General features: G+C 43.7%; 15 protein-coding genes. 5 read left to right on the top strand and 10 right to left on the bottom strand.

Annotated features, from left to right (window positions below; translation table 11 throughout):
* Nucleotides 1–87 precede the first annotated feature (87 nt).
* Nucleotides 88–2478, bottom strand: a complete 2391-nt coding sequence (gene xdhB, locus ACHUFI_RS13570) for a xanthine dehydrogenase molybdopterin binding subunit (protein WP_394249955.1) — start codon at nt 2476–2478, stop codon at nt 88–90.
* Complete coding sequence (xdhA, locus tag ACHUFI_RS13565; protein ID WP_394249953.1) at nt 2471–3916, bottom strand: xanthine dehydrogenase small subunit; 1446 nt, start codon at nt 3914–3916, stop codon at nt 2471–2473. The genes xdhB and xdhA overlap by 8 nt, the downstream gene beginning before the upstream one ends.
* 339 nt (nt 3917–4255) lie before the next feature.
* On the opposite strand from xdhA, the gene ACHUFI_RS13560 reads away from it, so the two are divergent.
* On the top strand, nt 4256–5086 hold the full coding sequence (locus ACHUFI_RS13560) for a substrate-binding periplasmic protein (protein ID WP_394249951.1): 831 nt from the start codon (nt 4256–4258) through the stop codon (nt 5084–5086).
* A 65-nt stretch (nt 5087–5151) separates the two neighbouring features.
* On the opposite strand, the gene ACHUFI_RS13555 is transcribed toward ACHUFI_RS13560, so the two are convergent.
* The 3 genes from ACHUFI_RS13555 to ACHUFI_RS13545 all read right to left on the bottom strand — a co-directional run bounded on the left by ACHUFI_RS13555 (nt 5152) and on the right by ACHUFI_RS13545 (nt 7357).
* The gene (locus ACHUFI_RS13555) at nt 5152–5883 is read right to left on the bottom strand and encodes a GntR family transcriptional regulator (RefSeq protein ID WP_394249949.1); all 732 of its coding nucleotides are present in this window, start codon (nt 5881–5883) and stop codon (nt 5152–5154) included.
* Nucleotides 5884–6015: 132 nt separating this feature from the next.
* Nucleotides 6016–6750 (bottom strand): oxygen-binding di-iron domain-containing protein, encoded by a 735-nt coding sequence (locus ACHUFI_RS13550; RefSeq protein WP_394249947.1) that lies wholly within the window; start codon nt 6748–6750, stop codon nt 6016–6018.
* On the bottom strand, nt 6728–7357 hold the full coding sequence (locus ACHUFI_RS13545) for a chemotaxis protein (protein WP_394249945.1): 630 nt from the start codon (nt 7355–7357) through the stop codon (nt 6728–6730). Before ACHUFI_RS13545 ends, ACHUFI_RS13550 begins: the two co-directional genes overlap by 23 nt.
* 293 nt (nt 7358–7650) lie before the next feature.
* Here ACHUFI_RS13545 and ACHUFI_RS13540 point away from each other — a divergent pair, with 293 nt between their 5' ends.
* Nucleotides 7651–9963, top strand: coding sequence for a methyl-accepting chemotaxis protein (locus ACHUFI_RS13540; RefSeq protein ID WP_394249943.1), 2313 nt, complete (start codon nt 7651–7653; stop codon nt 9961–9963).
* Between the two features lie 128 nt (nt 9964–10091).
* Here ACHUFI_RS13540 and ACHUFI_RS13535 read toward each other — a convergent pair whose 3' ends face one another.
* Nucleotides 10092–11189: a DUF3541 domain-containing protein gene (locus ACHUFI_RS13535; protein WP_394249941.1), complete on the bottom strand. Its 1098-nt coding sequence runs from the start codon at nt 11187–11189 to the stop codon at nt 10092–10094.
* 571 nt (nt 11190–11760) lie between these two features.
* Here ACHUFI_RS13535 and ACHUFI_RS13530 point away from each other — a divergent pair.
* On the top strand, nt 11761–13128 hold the full coding sequence (locus ACHUFI_RS13530; protein WP_394249939.1) for a diguanylate cyclase: 1368 nt from the start codon (nt 11761–11763) through the stop codon (nt 13126–13128).
* Between the two features lie 144 nt (nt 13129–13272).
* Nucleotides 13273–14772 (top strand): DEAD/DEAH box helicase, encoded by a 1500-nt coding sequence (locus ACHUFI_RS13525; RefSeq protein ID WP_394249937.1) that lies wholly within the window; start codon nt 13273–13275, stop codon nt 14770–14772.
* A gap of 556 nt (nt 14773–15328) precedes the next feature.
* Here the strand turns inward: ACHUFI_RS13525 and ACHUFI_RS13520 are convergent.
* The gene (locus tag ACHUFI_RS13520) at nt 15329–16762 is read right to left on the bottom strand and encodes a DUF3612 domain-containing protein (protein WP_394250179.1); all 1434 of its coding nucleotides are present in this window, start codon (nt 16760–16762) and stop codon (nt 15329–15331) included.
* 324 nt (nt 16763–17086) lie between these two features.
* On the opposite strand from ACHUFI_RS13520, the gene ACHUFI_RS13515 reads away from it, so the two are divergent.
* The gene (locus tag ACHUFI_RS13515) at nt 17087–17662 is read left to right on the top strand and encodes an aldolase/citrate lyase/malate synthase family protein (protein WP_394249935.1); all 576 of its coding nucleotides are present in this window, start codon (nt 17087–17089) and stop codon (nt 17660–17662) included.
* Nucleotides 17663–17777: 115 nt separating this feature from the next.
* Here the strand turns inward: ACHUFI_RS13515 and ACHUFI_RS13510 are convergent, their stop codons facing one another.
* From ACHUFI_RS13510 to ACHUFI_RS13500, 3 genes are all read right to left on the bottom strand, one after another.
* Nucleotides 17778–18794: a GGDEF domain-containing protein gene (locus ACHUFI_RS13510; RefSeq protein WP_394249933.1), complete on the bottom strand. Its 1017-nt coding sequence runs from the start codon at nt 18792–18794 to the stop codon at nt 17778–17780.
* A gap of 248 nt (nt 18795–19042) precedes the next feature.
* Complete coding sequence (cspE, locus tag ACHUFI_RS13505; protein WP_137357171.1) at nt 19043–19255, bottom strand: transcription antiterminator/RNA stability regulator CspE; 213 nt, start codon at nt 19253–19255, stop codon at nt 19043–19045.
* A gap of 306 nt (nt 19256–19561) precedes the next feature.
* Nucleotides 19562–20839 (bottom strand): cytosine deaminase, encoded by a 1278-nt coding sequence (locus ACHUFI_RS13500; RefSeq protein WP_394249930.1) that lies wholly within the window; start codon nt 20837–20839, stop codon nt 19562–19564.
* Nucleotides 20840–20841 lie beyond the last annotated feature (2 nt).

Raw genomic sequence — 20841 nt, 5'->3', positions numbered from 1 at the left:
TTCCCTCCAAAGCTCCGACTTAATGCTTTTATGCCAACCTCAGATACAGCACAATAGAGGTTGGCGAGTTGTTGCTAAAATGATGTATTACGCAGTTTCTGATTCGGCTCCTGTCGAAGCTAATTCCCCTTCGGTGACCTCTTGAATCGCCATTAGAACGCGCTCAGGTGTGGCTGGTGTGTTGAGTTTAGGAATCGCTCCATCAACGGCTACATAACTGATAGCGTCTTTCAGTGCGCTCCAAACCGACATGCCGAGCATGAATGGTGGCTCACCAACCGCTTTCGAGTTAAAGACGGTGTCTTCTGGGTTGCTGCGGTTTTCAAGCAGGTGCGTTCTGAAGTCAATTGGCATATCGGCAATCGCTGGGATCTTGTAGCTTGCTGGGCCATTGGTCATCAAGCGACCCTGCTCATTCCATACGAGCTCTTCAGTGGTTAACCAACCTGCACCTTGAACAAAGCCACCTTCAACTTGGCCGATATCGATAGCAGGGTTCAGCGAAGCACCGACATCGTGCAAGATGTCAACACGAAGGATCTTGTTCTCACCTGTTAACGTATCAACGATAACTTCTGAGCAAGAAGCGCCGTAGGCGTAGTAATAGAATGGGCGGCCACGCGCTTTCTCGTGATCGTAGTAGATCTTCGGAGTACGGTAGAAACCAGTGCTCGATAGAGAAATCTGATTAAACCAAGCCAGCTCAACAAAGGCGTTGAATGTCATGATTTCATCACGGATCTGTACCATGCCGTTTTTGAATACCACTTCTTCTTGCGACACTTTAAAGTGCGCTGCTGCGAAGTCGATCAGGCGCTGCTTAATGGTTATTGCGGCGTTTTGCGCGGCCTTACCATTGAGGTCGGCGCCCGATGAGGCTGCGGTTGGTGATGTGTTCGGAACTTTGTCTGTGTTTGTAGCGGTGATCTGGATACGTTCGACATCGACTTGGAACTCCTCTGCAACAATTTGTGCAACTTTAATGTTCAAGCCTTGGCCCATCTCAGTACCACCGTGGTTCAAATGAATACTGCCATCGGTGTAGATATGGATAAGAGCACCAGCTTGGTTCAGGAAAGTCGCAGTAAATGAGATACCGAATTTCACAGGTGTGATCGCTAAGCCTTTTTTCAAAATTGGGCTTTTCTTATTGAACTCAGCAATTTCTTTACGGCGAGCGTGGTAGTCACTGCTTTTTTCAAGTTGTTCGGTGATCTCAGGAAGAAAGTTATCTTCAACCGTTTGGTAGTAGTGAGTAACGTTACGGCCTTCGTCGCCGTAGTAGTTTGCCTTACGTACTTCCAATGGATCTTTTTTCAAGTAACGCGCAATCTCGTCCATGATGTGTTCGATGGTCATCATGCCTTGCGGGCCACCAAATCCACGATAAGCGGTGTTAGACGCGGTATTGGTTTTACAGCGATGACCGACAACAGTGGCATCACCTAAGTAATACGCATTGTCTGAGTGGAACATGGCGCGGTCAACGATTGAGCTCGATAGATCAGGGGAGTAACCACAGTTACCTGCCACCATAATATCAGCGCCTTGGATAACCCCATTGTCATCAAAGCCCACCGTGTATTGATTGTAGAACGGGTGACGTTTACCGGTTTGTTGCATATCTTCGCTACGCAGCAAACGCATCTTAGTCGGCCGGCCGGTTAGACGCGCTACTACCGCTGCCATACACGCAGGAGAAGCGGCTTGAGTCTCTTTACCCCCGAAGCCACCACCCATACGACGCATATCAATCACAACTTTGTGCATTGGAACGTCAATTACTTCAGAAACCAGCTTCTGAACTTCTGTTGGGTTCTGAGTCGAGGTGTAAACGATCATTCCGCCATCTTCAGTTGGCATTACGCTACTGGTTTGCGTTTCTAGGTAGAAGTGCTCTTGACCACCGATTTCCAAATCACCAGAAATGATGTGTTTGGCGTTTGCGAGTGCCGTTTTAGAGTCACCACGCTGCTGCGTGTGGCTTTCTGTTACGAAGTGTTCTTTCGCCAGTGCTTCTTTTACATCAAGAATAGCTGGGAGTTCTTCGTATTCAATGATTGCTGCATGTGCTGCTTTACGAGCGGTTTCTAAATCATTTGCAGCGACCGCTAGTACAGGTTGTCCGTAGTACTCTACTTTGCCGTCAGCCAGCAGTGGGTCGCCAGGAAGAATTGCGCCGATATCAAGTTGGCCGGGTACATCTTCAGCTTGAATAACAATCGCAACGCCTTCAAATTCGTAACATGGCGAGACATCGATTTTTGTAATGTTAGCGTGTGCTTGTGTACTTAAACGCGCGTAAACGTGCAGCTGGTTTGGGAACTCCAAACGGTCGTCAATGTAAACCGCTTCACCCGTTACTTGTTTTGCCGCACTGTCGTGTTTAACGCTTTTACCCACGCCAGTTTTCAGATCTTTTTTGGCAATGGCAACCATCTCTTCATGGCTCATCGCTTTGTGATTCGCTTTAGACATAAGACGTTACCCTTGTTTCAATTTGATTGTTCTTATTCTGTGTTTCGATGTAGTAGCGGCGAAGCATATTCGCTGCCGACAATGAGCGATATTCTTGGCTTGCACGGAAGTCCGATAGAGGCTCGAAATCGTTATACAATTCTTGCATCGCTTCTTTAATAGTAGCGTCTGACCAAGCTTTGCCTAATAACGCATTTTCACAACGAGTGGCACGCTTAGGCGTTGCTGCCATACCACCAAAAGCAATGCGAGAACCGGTCACTTTTCCGTCTTCGATTTGAATGTCGAAAGCGCCACAAACCGCTGAAATATCATCATCTAGTCGTTTTGAAAGTTTGTAAGCTCTGAAGCTGTTAGAGCTAGGCTTTGGAATAATGATTTGCTCGATAAATTCACTTTCTTGCTGAGCCGTTACCTTGTAGCTGATGAAGTAATCTTCAATTGGCATGGTACGAGACTCATCGCCACAGCGTAGTTTGATGCTCGCGTTAAGCGCAATCAGTAGAGGTGGTGTGTCACCGATTGGAGACGCGTTTGCAACGTTACCGCCGATAGTTCCTTGGTTACGTACTTGTAGAGACGCAAAACGGTGAAGCAATTCGCCGAAATCTGGGTAGTACTTTTTCAACAGTGAGTAAGAATCACTGATTGGTAAGTTCGCACCAATGATCAAATCTGTGTCGGTCTCTTTGCAAACCTTCATATCTTCAACAAGGTTTACGCTGATCAATGTTTCGATTTCGCGGTGGAACTGAGTGACTTCTAGCGCTAAATCCGTACCGCCCGCCACTAACTTAGCGTTAGGGTGAGCTTTGAAAAGCTTGGCTAGTTCATCAGTGCTCTTTGGAGAAAACGCGGTTAGGTGGCCTTGGCGTAGGCTCGCTTCTGTGTCTTGAATACTTTCTAATTTCTCAATCGTATTGCGTTCTAATTCCGCAAACTGATCCAGTAGTGGTTTTTCCGATGACAGTGACATTGCCGCGTCGACAATAGGGCGGTAACCAGTACAACGACATAAGTTACCAGCCAGCGATTCCATGACATCTTCTTTGCTTGCATCAGGCTTATTTTTGCCCAGTGCAAACATCGACATGATGAATCCAGGAGTACAGTAACCACATTGCGAACCGTGAAAATCTACAACGGCTTTTTGCACAGGGTGCAGAGAGCGATCTTTGTTTTGCAAATCTTCTACCGTGATCAGCTGCTTGCCGTGAAGCGCTGAAACGAAAGTAAGACACGAGTTCACCGAGCGGTATTGAAGTTGACCATCGACGACTTCGCCCAGTACGACTGTACATGCACCACAATCGCCAGAGCCACAGCCTTCTTTAGTACCCGTTTTGTTAATTTGGGTACGAAGGTAATTCAGTACTGTCATATTGGGTGACAGATTATCTTCATGTCTAATTTCTTGATTGAGTAAGAAAGTAATCAAGAGACCTCCTTGTATATCGACACATTGATTCAGTTATTATTAGTTCTAAATGAAATTTTCTGACCTATGGGTCAATAATTAGTCATCTTGACCTTTAGGTCAACTAATTATTTACAATTGTGCAACATGGGTTGGCGTGAAAGAGTTGTATGCAGAATAATTCCTAACCTAAATTGTTGTTATTTAAAGCTCTTTTTAGTCGATAGCGTCAAGTAAAAAAATTACTGGAAAAATGATAATTGAAAACAATATTGTATACAATTTGCTCTGGACTAACTTTTCTATTTGGAAATAGGCATCTACCATTGATAGGTGAGGCTTATTTATGGGTGGATTGTTATGCGTTTTGAGTTGCGTTTTGAGTTGCGTTTGATTGCATTGTTACTGGCTTGTTCAGTTCTTGGGTTGCCATTAAAAACAGCCATGGCGCTAGAAGTGTCCGTGCATGATTTCCCGCCATTTGTTCAGAAGCTTCCCTCGGGCGCTGTTGGGGGGCCATTTCGAGTTATGATTGACGATATCTGTCGTGAAATGAAGCAAGCCTGTTCAGTAAAAGTTGTCCCCAACCGACGCTCCAAACTCCAAGTGGAACAGGGGGAAGTAGACCTAGGCTTCCCTTATGGCTGGACGGAAAAACGTTCGGAAATTTATTATTTTTCGGTTCCTTTTATGGTGAGTGAATATGGGTTGTTTGTTGCCTTTGGGAATGAACGTGAGGTTCGAGGACTAGAAGACCTTCAAGGTTTCCAAGTCGCTGCGTTCACACCCTCAAACACTCTGCTATCTCTTGAAGGGATAAGAGATGAGATGGTAGATAAAGGTATGAAACCTTTAAGAATATTCAAAAAGTCTGATGCGAATGGACAGCTAGTCCAGATGCTCGCGTCAAACCGAATTGACAGTTATTACAGCAATAAGGCACTGGTTGAATTTAGGGCCAAGCAGTTTGGAGTGTCGGGACTGCGTTATGCTTGGTCACATAAGCCTGTTACTTATTTTGCTGTTTTTCCTAAAGCGCATACAGACAGTGAAGACGTAAGGTTGTTTAACCAAGCCGCACTTAAAGTGTTTTCTAAAAAAGGGTATTTGTCTGAAGTTTTGAGCCCATGGAGTATAGATTCTCCTGACTTAGGGGAATCGACATTAGATAGGTTTAATGTACTTCGATGAAATGGGATATAAAAATGCCCTGCGTAGGCTTGCAGGGCATAGAATAGCTTTTTGCAACTGAGCCGTTATTTGCCTTTTAACAAATCAGAAAATACAACGTGTAAATCGTTAGAGGCAGTGTTGCCATCAAGGTTCAGCTTTGAACGTATGTGGTCTAAATGCTCTTGCATCAGTTCAATCGCTTTGTCGGCGTCACCAGCTTCAATCGCATCCAGTAGAATAGTATGCTCGTCCAAAGAACAGTTTGAGTTGTTTCCGGTTTCGTATTGGGCGATAAGCAAAGAAGTTTGCGACACTAGGCTACGTTGGAATGCTAGAAGTGGGGCATTCTCAGCCATTTCAGCCAGTTTAATGTGGAACTCACCCGATAGGCGCAATCCGCTACCGTAGTCGCCGTGATCGAACGCTTGGTTTTCTTTTACAACAAGCTTTCGGCACTCATCGATCTGGGCTTTAGTTGCGTTTTGAACGGCCAGCTCTGTGATGGCAATCTCCATAACTTCTCGCGCTTTGAAGATTTGTTTGGCTTCATCAACAGTCGGCGCCGCCACCATCGCCCCACGGTTTGGACGAATAACAACAACTTGCTCAAGAGATAGGCGCAATAAGGCTCTGCGGATAATGGTGCGGCTTACCCCGAAAATCTCAGCAAGTGCTTCTTCACTGAGTTTGGTCGCTGGTGGTAGCCTTTGTTCCAAGATGGCATCAAAAATATGACAATAAACGACGTCGTCTTGGGTCTGTCCTGCGACTTTCGTTTTGATATTCTTGCTGACTGAGTTTTTAAGATTCGCCATACAACTCCGTGGCCCTATACTAATTCAATTCATTGATAGGACAATCATACTTCACTTTGTATACATATATCTATACATCAATGGCAACAGTCGACAGATATCCACTTTTCAGCGTTTGAATTTGAATGATTTTTACTCAATAGCGACACCAACCTCAAGTCCGTCAAGCCAATCAAGGAAGCGTTTAACGTCATCTCCACGAAAGATCCCACCATGCTGAGGGCACATCATGTCGATATCAAGCCGGCTGACATGTTCAATCCACTTGTTTTTTGCTCGGTTAGAGGGCATCCAACGTTGATGGAAGTACCTCATTTTGGGGATGTGGGATTCAAAATTGTCGACAAATATGGGTGCATCGACGGCATCCAGCGCCGCGCCTATATCTCCAGACATCAGCACTTTTGCTTCAGGGTCGTAAACCGAAAAGTTGCCCGACGAATGCATGTAATGGGCTGGTACAAACTCTAAATCTATATTGCCGAGCCTTAAGGTTTTGCCCGAATCTTGAATAGGACAATACTCGATGGACTCCATTCCAAAGTGTCGAATAAACCCTTCCCAAAGCCAAGGCGAGTGAAGTTTTGCCGATGGCAAAGCTTTGTCCCATAACCCTAGTGATGAAATAATGTCTGGATCTTGGTGCGACGCAAACAGGTGTGTGATTTGATCGATCGGCACTTCTTTAACCACAGCCCCGAGCATTGAAGAAAAAAGTTCGATACCGCCAGGATCGAGCAAGATAGATTGAGATCCGCTAGTGATCATGTACTGATTGGTATCAATGATTTTTTCGGGTTTGTCTGGAGATCGGCCAAACATTGTCCAGCGATGTGTGCCTTGGCTAAAGAGTACTTGTGAGTGCATTTTCTACCCTAGGAATTGATGAAAAATGGGTGAGGGAATGGTTTACGTGCGATTGAATGGATTGTGCGAGTTCCGTTACGCTATCTGCGATGCTATTCAGTTGAGCTTGGAATTTTTCATCCGCTTGGGAGGCTTCAACGCTTAACATAATGGAAATGATATGGGCAATTCTGAGTTTGACGGACAGCTCTTCTAATATCTCAAAAAGGCTCTTCGCTTCTAGTTTAAATTGCAGCACTAGTTTTTGGTGTTCAGCCTTGTTTTTGCTCAGTACATCGTCTAGTGAGTGGATATAACGTCCGTTATTTGTCGTGGAATAGACGCGTTCAAACTTTTCTAATAAATACGCAGAACGAATACTTTTTGTCGCGATGTCGCTGAGGGTTTTTGCTTTGGAATTGATGGTTTTTGATGACGAAAGCGTTACCGAAACCAATTCATCAATTGAGTCTGTAATAGGTTTAAATCCGGCGGCGCCTTCTCCCGCACGAGAGGCCAACGCTCTAGCGTTACTCGCGACGAGCAGTAAACGCTTCGCGATATACATACTTTTGCTTAACTCAGCGGCTATTTCAGCGGCGGTTACGAATATTGGTTTCTCTGACATAATTTTTCTTATGTGATTTGTCAGCAGGCTGCATGACCTTTGAAACTCTAAGCATAGAATACCATTATAAAAAGTAAGCATATAATTGAATAAAATTACGGTTTGATGAAACCGGTCACATCTTATTTGCTCGTATTCATAAGCAATAGAATCCTCTTATTAATCGATAACTCATTATTACTGGTCTAAAATGTGATCATGGTATCAATAAGAGTTCATAATAATGAATGAACCAGGACCTTAGGCATTTATCAATCAAGGAATGAGGCTCAGTAAATACTGGGAGGTTTCAGATGAAAATTGCGACAAAAATAATTTTGGCCTGCACGGCTTTGTGTGCGATAGGGGTTGTAGTAAGCGGTGGATTTGTTGGATGGAAAGCGTCTGGTTTATCTGAAAATGCATTATATCAAAGGGCTTCTGACCAGCTGTTGTCCGTCCGAGAAATTAAGAAAAATGAAATAGAGCGGTATTTCGATTTGATTCACTATCAAGTTGAAACATTGGCGGACGACCACGCTACTGAACAAGCGTTGATTTATTTCACTAAAGCTTTTAACGAGTACCCTGTAGACCGAGTGAGTAATGGTGATATTCGTCAACTTGAAAATTACTACTCCAGCCAGTTTGGCGCGACTTATCGTGAGCGAAATGGGAATGCTTCGGCGAATGAATCTAACCGATTAAGTCAGGTTTCTCCAATAGGGAAAGCACTTCAAGCGCGCTATATTGGTGTAAACCAGAACCCATTGGGCGAAAAACACCTTCTTGACTATGACAGCCTTAATACTGAATACGACGAAGTCCATAAGGAATATCATGGGCCTATTCGCCACTTCCTTGAAGCTTTCGGTTACTACGATATCTTTTTAGTCGATCTAGAAGGTAACGTGGTTTATTCGGTTTTCAAGGAACTGGATTTCGGCACTAATCTAATGTCTGGGCCTTATAGTTCGAGCGGTTTGGCAACGGCCTTTAAACAGACGCGCGGGTTAAGTAAAAACCAGTATCATCTAGAAGACTTCTATCCTTATTATCCTTCCTATGAAGCGGCGGCATCGTTTATTGCTGCACCAGTGTTCGATCACGGTACTAAGATTGGTGTTTTAGTTTTCCAAATGCCAGTGGACGCAATTAATAGCATTATGACCTTTGAAGAAAACTGGGAAGTTGCAGGTTTGGGAGCAAGTGGTGAAGCGTACTTAATTGGACCTGACATGATATTGCGCAGTCAATCTCGATTTCTAATCGAAGATCAAACAGCCTATTTAGCCGCATTGCAAAAAGCAGGCGTTTCCAGTTCGGTGCTTGAGAATATTAAAGGGAAAGGCTCTTCTGTGGGCTTCCAACCTGTTAAATCAGTTACTGCGGAAAGAGCTATTTCAGGGCAAAGTGGTGTGCGGGTTGTGAATGACTATCGAGGCGTTCCGGTTCTGTCAGCGTACGCTCCAATTGATGCGGCCGGTTTGAAATGGGCGATCTTAACTGAGATTGATGAAGCAGAAGCGTTGGCAGATGTCGCTGTGCTTAATCAATCCGTTTTCACGACCGTTATCATTAGTATTGTGGTGATAATGGCGGTGGCGATTGTTATTTCGTATATCGTTGGCAGTGGTATCTCCCGCCCGATTCGACAAGCATCAACGAAGGTGCAGGAAATCGGTGCCCATAATGATCTGACTTCCCGTTTAGATGTGCATGGTAAAGATGAAATGACCGATTTGTCGCGCTCTCTCAACGATCTGTTTGAACAATTACAAGGCATGATTACTGAATTTGCTAGCGCGACAGATAACTTGAATCAGAATACGCTTTCGATGTCTGAAAATATGAACAGTACTCGGGGAGCAGTATCAGAGCAGAGTCACCGAACTGATTCTGTGGCCACAGCCGTTAACGAGATGAGTGCATCCATTGCTGAAGTGGCGCAGTTTGCAAATCGAGCGGCAGATTCGGTGAAAATGGCCAATGATACCGGTACGCAAAGTATGCAGGTTGGTGAGTCCTTAGGCTCTGAAATGTCTGAGATTAACGCGCAGATGCAAATCGCGGTAGAAGCCATTGAACGTCTTCATAGCGAAAGCAACTCGATTGCGGAAGTGTTGGATGTGATACAAGGCATTGCTGAACAAACTAACTTGCTAGCATTGAATGCCGCGATAGAGGCTGCAAGAGCCGGTGAGCAAGGACGAGGCTTTGCGGTAGTGGCTGATGAAGTACGTTCGTTGGCAAGTCGAACTCAAGATTCAACGGAAGAAATTCGAGCGAAGATCGAAGCATTGCAAAAAGAAACCGCCAGTGTGTCAAAAGGCATTGAGAATGCGAACAGTTCGGTGATCAAAGGGGTGGAAACCTGTGGTCAAAACACCGAAATGCTGTCTCAGATCGTAGGTATGTTAACAGAGTTGAATGAAATGAACGTTCAAATCGCAGCAGCGACTGAGGAACAAAAAGCGGTAACCGATGAAATAAGCAGTAGTATTACCTCGATTGCTGATGCGTCTTCTGAAGTATCAGCGCAAGTGAATGACGTGGATGAAGTGTTGGGCGGACTATCTCGCCAAGCTGATAGCTTAAATACCGAAATCGAGAAATTTAGGTACTAAGTCTCAACATGATCTTCAGAATTTAGACCGTAGAGTTATTCGAAAACATAAAGCAAAAGCCCTTTGATACGCTGAGTACCAAAGGGCTTTTTAATTTAGCACAGATTAGTGAATCTGTGATTGATGAATTATTTTTCTTCTGCTCTAGGGACCAAACCGTAAGGCAGGTTTGAGAATACTTTAGGGTGCTGAGCAAAGGTTGGCGCTTCGTTCACTTCTTGCCAGTCCAATAGCATGATCGCTAATACGTTTCGGTGTTCACCATACGTAAGGTCGAAATCGCCAGTGACGGATGGGATCATACCTTCTTCGTCATCGATAGACTTCTGAATCGCTCGGCGAGTTTTTTCGACGACAGGATCATCTTCCAACCCTGCTAATAAGAACGTAATGCCGACTTCTGCTATCACATCTTCTTTGGCGCGCAGCAAAATAGTATCAATGTTTTTTCTGAAGTAATCATAAATCCACTGGTGCTCTTCTTCACTGACCTGATGTTGGTAGTATTCTGAATCTCCAAAAATGATGTGGGTCATACCATAAATTTTGTTACCAAATTGCTGTTTGGAGAGTTTGTTGTCTTCGCTATCGGGATAAGCCAATTTGAAGGCGTCAGTGAACTTTTCGACCACATCTTGTTCGCCTAGCTGCCTTAGCCAGTAGACTTGGTTAGCCAGTTGCGCTGCCCACGCTTTGATCATTTCTTGGTTGGTTGCGTAGTGTTCGAAATCATAGCGGCGAATCACTTGTCTTAGTAATTCATCATCTTGATGTTGCAGTTCATACTCATTTGCACGTGCCATTGAGCCCAGCAAGTCGACGCCCAAATAAATGTATTCAGGCATCTGCTGAGTAATATTGTAACGGCGAACACTACGCTCATCGGAATCATCTTCATAACCAGAAATTCTTTTTTTCGCGTATTCAGCTATTTGTTCTGGTGTGTGGATCTCTTCTGAAAATCGGTTGAGTCGGCTCGCAACGCGGGCCATGTCGCTCCAAACTGCCGCTGCGTATTTAGGGTCTTCCGTTTGGCGAAACATTCTTAAGCCATAATGACCTTCTTTGAACGCAGGCAGAGTGAATAATTGGGTTTCATAGGTTTGTCGAATGACATCGGCAGACTGCTCAAATGAGGGCTCCAATGCTGGGGCGTTTTGAGCAAAAGTGCTGAAAGAGGTGGTGGCACCTAACAGCAGGCACAGAGATAGTTTTGTAAGTTTCATGTTATAGACACCGAACCAATGAATGTTAGTGATGAAATTTATCACCGAAATTAGTCATTCATGTAAACTTTACGTCAAAACACGGTCTTTTTGATTATTTTTGATACTCAATTAGGTAGCAAATAAAAATAAATAAGCCTAGCAGCGATTGCATTTGGAGAAGCGGCGCTTGGTGGGGAGCCGATGTCATAAAGGGTCTAAGTTAGGTTGCATAGGGAAGGGGACTCGAATTATGGCTGACTGCAACGCCTCCTATGGGGATTAAAGAGCATCGGGCTGCTTGTTGAACCTTTACTGTTGGCAAAGTATGAACTGGCATTGATATGGATGGTTGGCTAATACACTATGATTACGTGAACGAATGAATCGTTATAGCGTCAATGAGTGGGATGATCACACATTTATAAAGCAATCGATGCTATTTGGATGATTTCTGTTATTTTCCGTCCGTTTTTTAAGAGCTAAACAAATGAGTGAAACTATGAACAAATGGCGCTTATGGTTTATCCTTAATGATAAAATACTGTTTAATATTTGAATGATAAGAATGAAGAAAAGATGAGAGTATTGAATGCCAAATAGTGTTAGCAAACAATGGCCGATAAAAATCCTGTTGCTAGTCTTTATTCTTTTTGCGATAGGTGCAATTGAAGTTCTGCATCGTAATCAGCAAGCCTTCCTTGAAAACAATTCTGTTGCTGAAGCCAAAAAGCATTTGTCTGTGATTCGCTCTCGACTAGAGGCGGCGATTGTTGCTGATATTTATGTCATTAATAGTTTGTCTACGTTAGTTACGGTAAATCCCAACTCAACTTTTGCACAATGGGAAAAAGTAGCGTCAAGCGTTATTCGTGAAGGCACTCATGTCAAAGTTATAGGGTTGGCCAAAAATGACAAAATCAACTTTATCTATCCGCTCCGTGGTAATGAAAGAGCCGTTGGATTGGATTATAGAACTGTCCCTGAACAATGGGCGACTGTAAAGCTAGCCAAAAAGATCGAACAAATATTTATAGCTGGCCCAGTAAACCTTATCCAAGGGGGCAGAGGCTTAATCGCGCGTTTGCCTATCTTTATGGACCCGCCATTTAATCGAAATTATTGGGGAGTTTGTAGTGCGGTTATTGATCTTGACTCGCTCTTTAATGATGTGGGAATTGAGAACTTTGAGCATAAGTACCAGCTTGCTATTCGCGGGCTAGATAGTTCAGGTGAAAGTGGGCCGATTTTTTATGGTTCTAAAAAGATTTTTGATGAGGCATTTGCCACGGAAAACGTCAACTTCCCTTATGGTGGCTGGACGCTAGCGGCTGCGCTTGAAGAAGAACTACTTGCGGATATCGCTTGGTATCGAATCAACATTGTGTATTTGATTGGTTACCCTGTGCTGCTTCTACTTGTGGCTGCCTTTGTGATGGTTTTTCGTCTATACACGATAGCGAATAGCCGCTCTCTTCATGATGAACTGACCAAACTGCCGAATCGTCGCTATTTCATGTATAGCTTGAACCAACTGTTTGACCACGCAAAACGTTATGGAACGGAACGATTTGCTGTATTGAATATCGACTTAGATAAATTCAAAGCCATCAATGATACTTATGGGCATGCCGCAGGGGATAAGGTTCTTATCGCCTGTGCTGAACGGATCAAAAATGTGCTCAGAAGCTCGGATATTGTCGCGAGGATTGGCGGTGATGAATTCCTCATTTTATTGCCTCGCATTATTGATGATAACAATGTTTCAGTGATCAACTTAGAGTTGCAAAAAGCGATATGCAGTACTCCTGTTATCTATGAGCAACACTTGATTTATTTGGAAGTGAGTGTCGGTTGGGCGACTTATGATGCTAGCCTTAAAGATGTCGATTCGCTACTCAAGTTAGCCGACGAGAAAATGTATGCAGAGAAACGTGGGGTTCGGTCGCTCAGGCGTTAACTTGTAGAATTTGGTTGATGAATGTAGGGAAAAGCCTCAGAATGTCGCGCTTCGCTCAATAAAGCGAATGTTTGAAGCTGTGCGATTGAATCAACCTATGTTTAGCAGCTTTATCTTACTCTTATCAAACTGAGAAAATAATCTATGAGTTTTACCTCTTTGGGCCTTTCTGCTCCAATCCTTAAAGCCATTGAAGCACAAGGTTACGACAAACCATCGCCAATCCAAGAGAAGGCTATTCCAGCTGTTCTTAAAGGCAAAGATGTGATGGCTGCGGCCCAAACAGGTACAGGAAAAACAGCAGGTTTTACATTACCTATCTTAGAGCTTTTGTCTAAAGGACCACGTGTTCAGTCAAATCAGGTTAGAGCTTTGGTATTAACGCCAACTCGTGAACTTGCTGCTCAGGTAAACGGAAGTGTTGTTAAGTATGGTTTGAACCTACCACTGACTTCGAGTGTGGTATTTGGTGGTGTGAAAATTAATCCTCAAATGCAGAAGTTACGCAAAGGTAGTGACGTACTTGTCGCGACACCTGGTCGCTTACTTGACTTGTACAATCAAAATGCCGTTCGATTCGACCAACTCGAGATCTTAGTTTTAGATGAAGCTGACCGTATGCTAGACATGGGGTTCATTCGAGATATTCGTAAGATTTTGGCTTTCCTACCAAAGAAACGTCAGAACCTGTTGTTCTCAGCGACGTTTTCAGACGATATTCGTAGCTTAGCGAAAGGTTTAGTGAATAACCCAGTAGAGATTTCGGTAAACCCTGCCAACTCGACAGCGAAAACGGTTGAGCAAAGTATTTACCCTGCTGACAAAAAGAAAAAAGGCCCAATGCTAGCGAAGCTGATCAAAGATAATGATTGGCATCAAGTGCTGGTCTTTAGCAAAACAAAGCACGGTGCTAACCGCTTGTCTCGCTACCTCGAAGATCAAGGTATTTCTTCGGCGCCAATTCATGGTAACAAGAGCCAAGGTGCGAGAACTAAAGCCTTAGAGAATTTCAAAACGGGTCAAGTTCGCGTGCTCGTTGCGACAGATATCGCGGCTCGCGGTATTGATATCCCTCAGTTACCGCAAGTGGTTAACTTCGACCTTCCACATGTGTCGGAAGACTATGTTCACCGTATCGGTCGAACTGGGCGTGCTGGTGAGCCGGGTAAAGCGATATCTTTAGTCTGTGCAGACGAAGCATCAGAACTATTTGGCATTGAACGATTGATTCAGCAAGTGCTTGTTCGTCATGAGTTAGAAGGGTTTACGCCAACAAATAAACTGCCTGAGTCAAGGCTGGATACGCGTCCGATTAAACCTAAGAAGCCAAAGAAACCGAAAAAGCCAAAATCAGAGCATGCTGATGGACAACGTTCGGGTGATAATGCGCGTGGCCATAAGCCAGCAGGAAAAAATAAGCGTCACGTTGCGGGCAATGGTTCAGCGCCTAAACGTAAACCTGCTCCAAAGCGTGATTCTGGTGATGCAGGTGGTGATGAAGCTTCAGTTAAGAACAATGGCCAAAACTTTAAGCGCCGCCGTGGTGGAAATAAACCGAAGACGAGTAATCATACTGGCGGGGAGCAGCGTCAACCTTCAGGTTATGGCTCGAAGAAACCTCGTTCTCGAAATCATACGAAGTAGAGGGTGACGGCTGAATCAGGCGTCATATCAAGTAAGTAATGTATTTAAAGCGCACCTAACATCAGGTGCGTTTTTTTGTATCTATAGCCAGAAGGTTATCTCGGAAATCGAACTTATCATCCGCAGAAATGCATACGTTTTATGATTGTCTACTGACAACGTCCTCACTAGCAAAATTGTCTAAATTTGCAATTTGCATTCGCATTATGCGAAAGTGGGGTGCTTTTTGTTACAATAAGCGCCTGAATGCCTAAGAAACAAGGATTTAAAAGTTGGCACGCATAGTGCATTAGTATTAGCGACCCTTCTTAAGCCGAGGGTCACCTAGCCAACTGACGTTGTTAGTGAACCGAAATTGTTCACAGAAATATATAGCCAATCGCCTCGTTCGTGATTGGTTTTTTTTTGCCTAAAATTCAGGGATGCGAATATTGTGCGTTTGAAACAGTAACGCGGTAATTGGAACTACAGAAATAGAGTAGGTAGGTGCAATTCGATTAAAGCGCTCATTAGTAATCATTAGCGCTCTAATCGAGTGGTCTCAGGGGCTAGAAAATTACCCTTGGCACTTTGAATAACAACTTGGCTGTCTTGGGCAAGCAGCGCCACGAGAGCAAATCAAACGAGCTTCTGTTTCAATGCCACGTTCTATCCAGTTAATGTTTAGGATCTTGGCAATCGTTGTTAAGTCCTTCTTAATGCTTCTTGGGATCACGACAGATCCACCATTGTTAACACACGATGCTTTGAGTTCTTCAGCAATGGACCTGGCGTTACCGCCTTGTGCATCGATAGCAGGGTTTAAATCTATACCGGCACATAACACACGGTTGTTACCCGCAGGATCAGTCATGTTGATCGATTCACAGCAATAAATTCTAGGCTCATCACCCACATTGAGAATCGAAATCTGCGCCGAACTTCCCGATTGCGGTTCAGATAAGCGTCTGAATACCGCCCAATGCTGACATGGATCAGCAACCGCGCGCATGTTCCCCCAAGGCAATGGAATTCCATTCCCTCGGTATACTGCTTTGAGCTTACCTGGCCCATAAGCATCGAAGTAATGCCAGTGAGGATAAGGGGATACTACGGTCATCCGACGCATCGCAACCGATGGTGAAACGCCCGCACGCTTGTGCACATCAATCTCGTAGCCGGTTCTGTCTAGTAATTGCCTAAAAGGTACTTTCGGGCAAAGTAGTGCGCCAGCAAAGAAACTCGATTCGAAGTCTCGCCAAGCTTGAAGAATATCTTGTGAATTCAGCTGAGAAGATGAGGTGGTTGATTGGGTGTCATCCCATGTATTGTTATTGCCAACGGAAAGAACACTTTTTAGTCCTTCTTTGCTATGCAAAATGCAATGACCAATGTACACCGACAAATCGTACTTAAGGCGAGTAGGGTACTCTTTGAGTATCTCATTGAGGTAAATGGTGCCCGGAGGTTCAAAAAACGAAGTCACAAGCTGTTTTGCATTGATACCTAATTCATCAACGACATCTTGTGGAGTCCGAGTGACCCAGCGAATTTGAATGCCAAGGCTTTTGGCGATATCTGTCAAATCTTCGATTCCGAGATTCAGCCGTTTCAGCCCCACTTCTTCAGCGGCACGCTCTAGGTCAGGAAAGTGGTTCTGGTTACTTTCTTGATGAGCACGGATGAGCAGGTGAGCAAATTGACGGCCAGTAATACCCGTTTGAGAAAGCATTTCGGGAATGGCGATTTGCAAAATATCATTGGAAAAGAGAAAGCTTGGCTCAAGCGCCATGCCACTGATCCCACCGCGATTACCTTTGTCTGGCGTGATTTCTTGTTGTTCAGGCTCGTCGTCTAAGAACCAAGTTGGCTCTTTTTGAAAAACCTCGGCAATCACTTCAAGCATGTCAATACTGGGTACGCGCTTGCCACGTTCAATCATCGACAAATAGGAAACAGACGGTGCGTATTCAGGGTTGATACGAATACAGCGAGCGGACAGATCCTCCATGGTGAGATGGTTGCGTTTTCTTAGGTTACGGATTTTTGTACCTAGGAAATGAGACTGACGAACTAAGCTTTTTGACAAGGCCATTTTGTAAAATTCACATTGTAAAATTTTTGTTGTGAAATTGTAGTCAAAAAAGCGCTAGTCTACATACTAAGCAATTCACAAAACGACAAACAAACCGAAAGTCATTTTGGAATTATTGCTCTAGAACACAAAATTGGTGAACTAGCTGCAGAACATACAAGTGAAAATGGATACTTGATAGCTGCATAACTAGTAAATGAAACAGTGAATCGTCACTGAATTAGTCAAGAGGGAAAGACTATGAATATGCTTACATTCGATAAAACAGAAATTGAACAACAAAATAAACCATTTATCGCTGAAGCAGTCTTTGCCGTAGAGACTATCAGCTCAAATCGACAAGATGAAAAGCAGATCAAAGCTAAACAGCTGCTTGATAGACTTTTCCCACTAGAGAATGGTTCGCATCAAGACGTAACAAGCTACGTTATTGATTACCGCCATATCCTAGCGTTCTTTAAAGACGGCCAACACAGCGGTTTGAAGCATCCTAAGCACTTTGTAGCGTACATGGGTGAAAAGTCAGATCCAGATTCAATCTTGCTAAAAGATGGAAGTGGAAGCCACTTAGAAGTGATTTTTGGTTGTCATAAAGGAACGGGCTGCGTTGAACTAGTAGACATCGCAGATATTCAGCTAGAAACATGCACCACATTCAGCCAAATTCCAACAGAATCAAGCATGTCGGCTATGCGCCACTGGATCAGCTTAGTACGAGGTGATGAAAAAGGTAAGCCAAAAGCCTGCAGTGAAGATAAAGAGTTTACTGCGAAGAGCGGAGAAGACTACCGTTTGGATTACTGCTATAACCTGTAGTGTATCTCGCTTAGAAAAGGGCTGCTCAATGAGCAGCCCTTTTTTTATTGAATGCGAGTGTTACTAGAAAGCGAGCACACTTAGATAAAGCACAATTGACTCAGGCTTTTTAATTTTAGATTGGCATGACTCGATTTCGACCAAGAGACTTTGCTTCGTATAGGAGCTTATCTGCTTTTTCAATGAGGGTCTCGGCGGTATCGCCTTTTTGGAATTCAGCAACCCCAAAAGAGGCTGTGATGTTTGCAACTTGTTTACCGCTACGACGATCTTTAATTGAAAGCTTTTCGATGGCTCTTCGATTAGTCTCCGCAAACTGTCGCGCAATTCGTAAGGATTTGTTTGGAACAATTAACGCAAACTCCTCACCGCCGAATCGGTATGCAGTAATGCCTTCTCGACAGTTCAATTGCAGTTTTCTCGCTAGCCCTTTGATTACGGTATCACCAAAGAGGTGACCATAAGTATCGTTAAAGCTCTTAAAATAATCGATATCCAAAAGAATTAAGGACATTGCTTGGTTGGTTTCGCAAAGCGTTTTTAGATCGTTATCGAAAGAGCGGCGGTTATACAGACTCGATAGGCTATCGAACATCGCGTCTTTCTGTACTTCCATGAGCTGATTTTTCAGCTTAGCAATTTCACTGCTCGCGGTGTTCAACTGAGAATTGAGAAATTGTGTAGAGTGGCGGATATCGCGCGATTCGGATACTAGCTGCCTAACCAAGGACATGACTTCATCAATCGACATGCCTTCATTGTCGACTTGAGACAATTCACCAAAACTTTTATCTATCATCTCACTGAATGCTGAGGTATCGGCGATTGTGTCAGTCATTGAGCTTGCGACTTCTGTCACTAGGACTTCAATGCTGGCACGAAGCTCGTGCATATTGGTTTCGGCTTTGCTTGCGACATAATTATTATAGAGCTGATCGCCAACGGTAGGAGGGCATATCCCATATTGCTCAAGTACGTTGTCCATGTCTTTATTGAGTTGAGGGATTGCATTGTCGACGTAGGTATACCATAACGCGTAATTCGCCGGCGTTGTTGATACCCGATTCTTCATCATTAAAGGGACTGCTTTCTTGAGGTTAGCTGTCGATTTTTGAAATTCGTCTTTATTCATTATTATTACTGCAAAAAGGAATACCAACTAAATTACTTAGTTCTAAGATTAGCGGAAATTGAAGGGACTTGCCTTAAAAATTATAAGATTAATTGCATGATTAGTTTATAAAATATTGAGTTTAATGATAATCGACTTGAATGAAAAATCAGAGGAGGGTACAGAAAACGGATAGATGGGATTGTTCAGCAGTTACAAAAAAGCGCTGATAAAAATCAGCGCCTTAAAATTCTTTAGCTAAATGCTAATTATTGAGCAACAACGTTAGCTGCTTGTAGGCCTTTTTGACCGTTTTCAACTTCGAAAGTAACCTTTTGGCCTTCTTTCAGAGTTTTGAAGCCTTCTGAAGCGATAGCGCGGAAGTGTACGAATACGTCAGCACCGCCGTTGTCTTGAGAAATGAAGCCGAAACCTTTCTCTTCGTTAAACCATTTTACAGTGCCAGTATTTGTGTTAGACATAATTTGTCCCTTATTCATAAATTTTTCAAATTGTTGATTGCATTAACTGCAATGCGCTGTTACTTAAATTATTTAATATTGCTAAGAAATAAGGAAAAACTACTTACAAAAACGGTTTACGATTTTACTTGTCACTTTAACTTCATCTAACTTAAATAACTCTGGCTAACAGAGCAGGTGCATGATAACACGAACAGAATGAATGTACATGGTTTGTGTGACATTTTAGTGAAAATAATTTGGTATGAGCTTGGATGAACAAAAAAGGGAGCACGAAGCTCCCTTTGGTACTGATGAAATCAGTGTTTAACGCTTGAAAGTTACCGCTTCTGGTTGGTCCAGATTGATTTGAGTAACTGCCGGCTGCGTTTGTGCAATGACTTTACCGTGTCTCACTGAATAGCGAACAGGAACTTGGCGTCGAACAGCGTCAAAGCCGTTTTCTGCAGGAAGAATGAGCAAGCTACCTGGTTTGCCTTCTTCGATTCCGTATTGATCTAGGATATTCAATGTTCTTGCGGAGTTGTGGCTGATTAAGTTTAACGATTCATTGATCTGGTCATAACCCATGACTTGCGTTACGTGCAGTCCCATATGCAGTACTTGTAGCATGTTTGCTGTGCCAAGCGGGTACCATGGGTCAAAGACATCATCATGGCCAAAGCACACGTTAATGTTTGCCGCTAACATTTCTTTCACGCGGGTTACACCACGACGCTTAGGGTAATCGTCAAATCGGCCTTGCAAGTGAATGTTCACGAGAGGGTTAGCGACAAAGTTGATGCCTGACATTTTTAATAGTCGGAACAAACGAGAAGCATACGCACCGTTGTAAGAACCCATTGCGGTCGTATGGCTAGCAGTTACTTTGTCACCCATTTCATATTTATGAGCCAGTGCTGCTAACGTCTCTACGAATCGCGATTGTTCATCATCAATTTCATCACAGTGAACATCAATCAAACGGTCGTATTTGCTTGCTAATTCAAACGCATAATGTAGGGATTCAACACCATATTCGCGAGTAAATTCGAAGTGAGGGATCGCACCAATTACATCAGCACCTAACTGAACAGCTTCTTCAAGTAGCTCTTTACCGTTAGGGTAAGAAAGAATGCCTTCTTGTGGGAATGCAACAATCTGAATGTCGACCCATTCTTTCATTTCTTCACGCACTTCTACCATTGCTTTTAAAGCAATAAGCGTAGGATCTGAAACATCGACATGGGTACGAACGTGCTGTACACCATTGGCGATTTGCCACTTCAATGTTTGCTTCGCGCGCTGTTTGACGTCTTCAATGGAAAGCAGTTCTTTGCGCTCTGCCCAGCGTTCGATCCCTTCGAACAAGGTGCCGGAAATGTTCCAATTTGGTTCGCCAGCTGTTTGCGTCGTATCTAAATGAATATGAGGTTCACAAAACGGGCTAACTGCAATACCACCTTCTGCATCTAGCGTGTCACCAGTGTGTTCAATCTTTACGTCGTTATCGACAATAGTTTTGAACTGACCATTTTCAATCAGAATCTGTTTCAAGCCATCTTCGGCTTGAAGCTTAGCGTTCTTGATTAATAGAGTCGTCATTT

It is taken from the genome of Vibrio profundi (genome assembly GCF_043642225.1).
Classification (GTDB): domain Bacteria; phylum Pseudomonadota; class Gammaproteobacteria; order Enterobacterales; family Vibrionaceae; genus Vibrio; species Vibrio profundi_A.
Note: the sequence above shows the minus strand (reverse complement) of the source record. Positions and strands in the feature narration are given on the sequence as shown.

Coding starts and splice junctions, on each gene's coding strand:
- xdhB (WP_394249955.1), bottom strand. CDS start 2,478: ATGTCTAAAGCGAATCACAAAGCGATGAGCCATGAAGAGATGGTTGCC.
- ACHUFI_RS13560 (WP_394249951.1), top strand. CDS start 4,256: ATGCGTTTTGAGTTGCGTTTTGAGTTGCGTTTGATTGCATTGTTACTG.
- ACHUFI_RS13555 (WP_394249949.1), bottom strand. CDS start 5,883: ATGGCGAATCTTAAAAACTCAGTCAGCAAGAATATCAAAACGAAAGTC.
- ACHUFI_RS13550 (WP_394249947.1), bottom strand. CDS start 6,750: ATGCACTCACAAGTACTCTTTAGCCAAGGCACACATCGCTGGACAATG.
- ACHUFI_RS13545 (WP_394249945.1), bottom strand. CDS start 7,357: ATGTCAGAGAAACCAATATTCGTAACCGCCGCTGAAATAGCCGCTGAG.
- ACHUFI_RS13540 (WP_394249943.1), top strand. CDS start 7,651: ATGAAAATTGCGACAAAAATAATTTTGGCCTGCACGGCTTTGTGTGCG.
- ACHUFI_RS13535 (WP_394249941.1), bottom strand. CDS start 11,189: ATGAAACTTACAAAACTATCTCTGTGCCTGCTGTTAGGTGCCACCACC.
- ACHUFI_RS13530 (WP_394249939.1), top strand. CDS start 11,761: ATGCCAAATAGTGTTAGCAAACAATGGCCGATAAAAATCCTGTTGCTA.
- ACHUFI_RS13525 (WP_394249937.1), top strand. CDS start 13,273: ATGAGTTTTACCTCTTTGGGCCTTTCTGCTCCAATCCTTAAAGCCATT.
- ACHUFI_RS13520 (WP_394250179.1), bottom strand. CDS start 16,762: ATGGAGGATCTGTCCGCTCGCTGTATTCGTATCAACCCTGAATACGCA.
- ACHUFI_RS13515 (WP_394249935.1), top strand. CDS start 17,087: ATGAATATGCTTACATTCGATAAAACAGAAATTGAACAACAAAATAAA.
- ACHUFI_RS13510 (WP_394249933.1), bottom strand. CDS start 18,794: ATGAATAAAGACGAATTTCAAAAATCGACAGCTAACCTCAAGAAAGCA.
- cspE (WP_137357171.1), bottom strand. CDS start 19,255: ATGTCTAACACAAATACTGGCACTGTAAAATGGTTTAACGAAGAGAAA.
- ACHUFI_RS13500 (WP_394249930.1), bottom strand. CDS start 20,839: ATGACGACTCTATTAATCAAGAACGCTAAGCTTCAAGCCGAAGATGGC.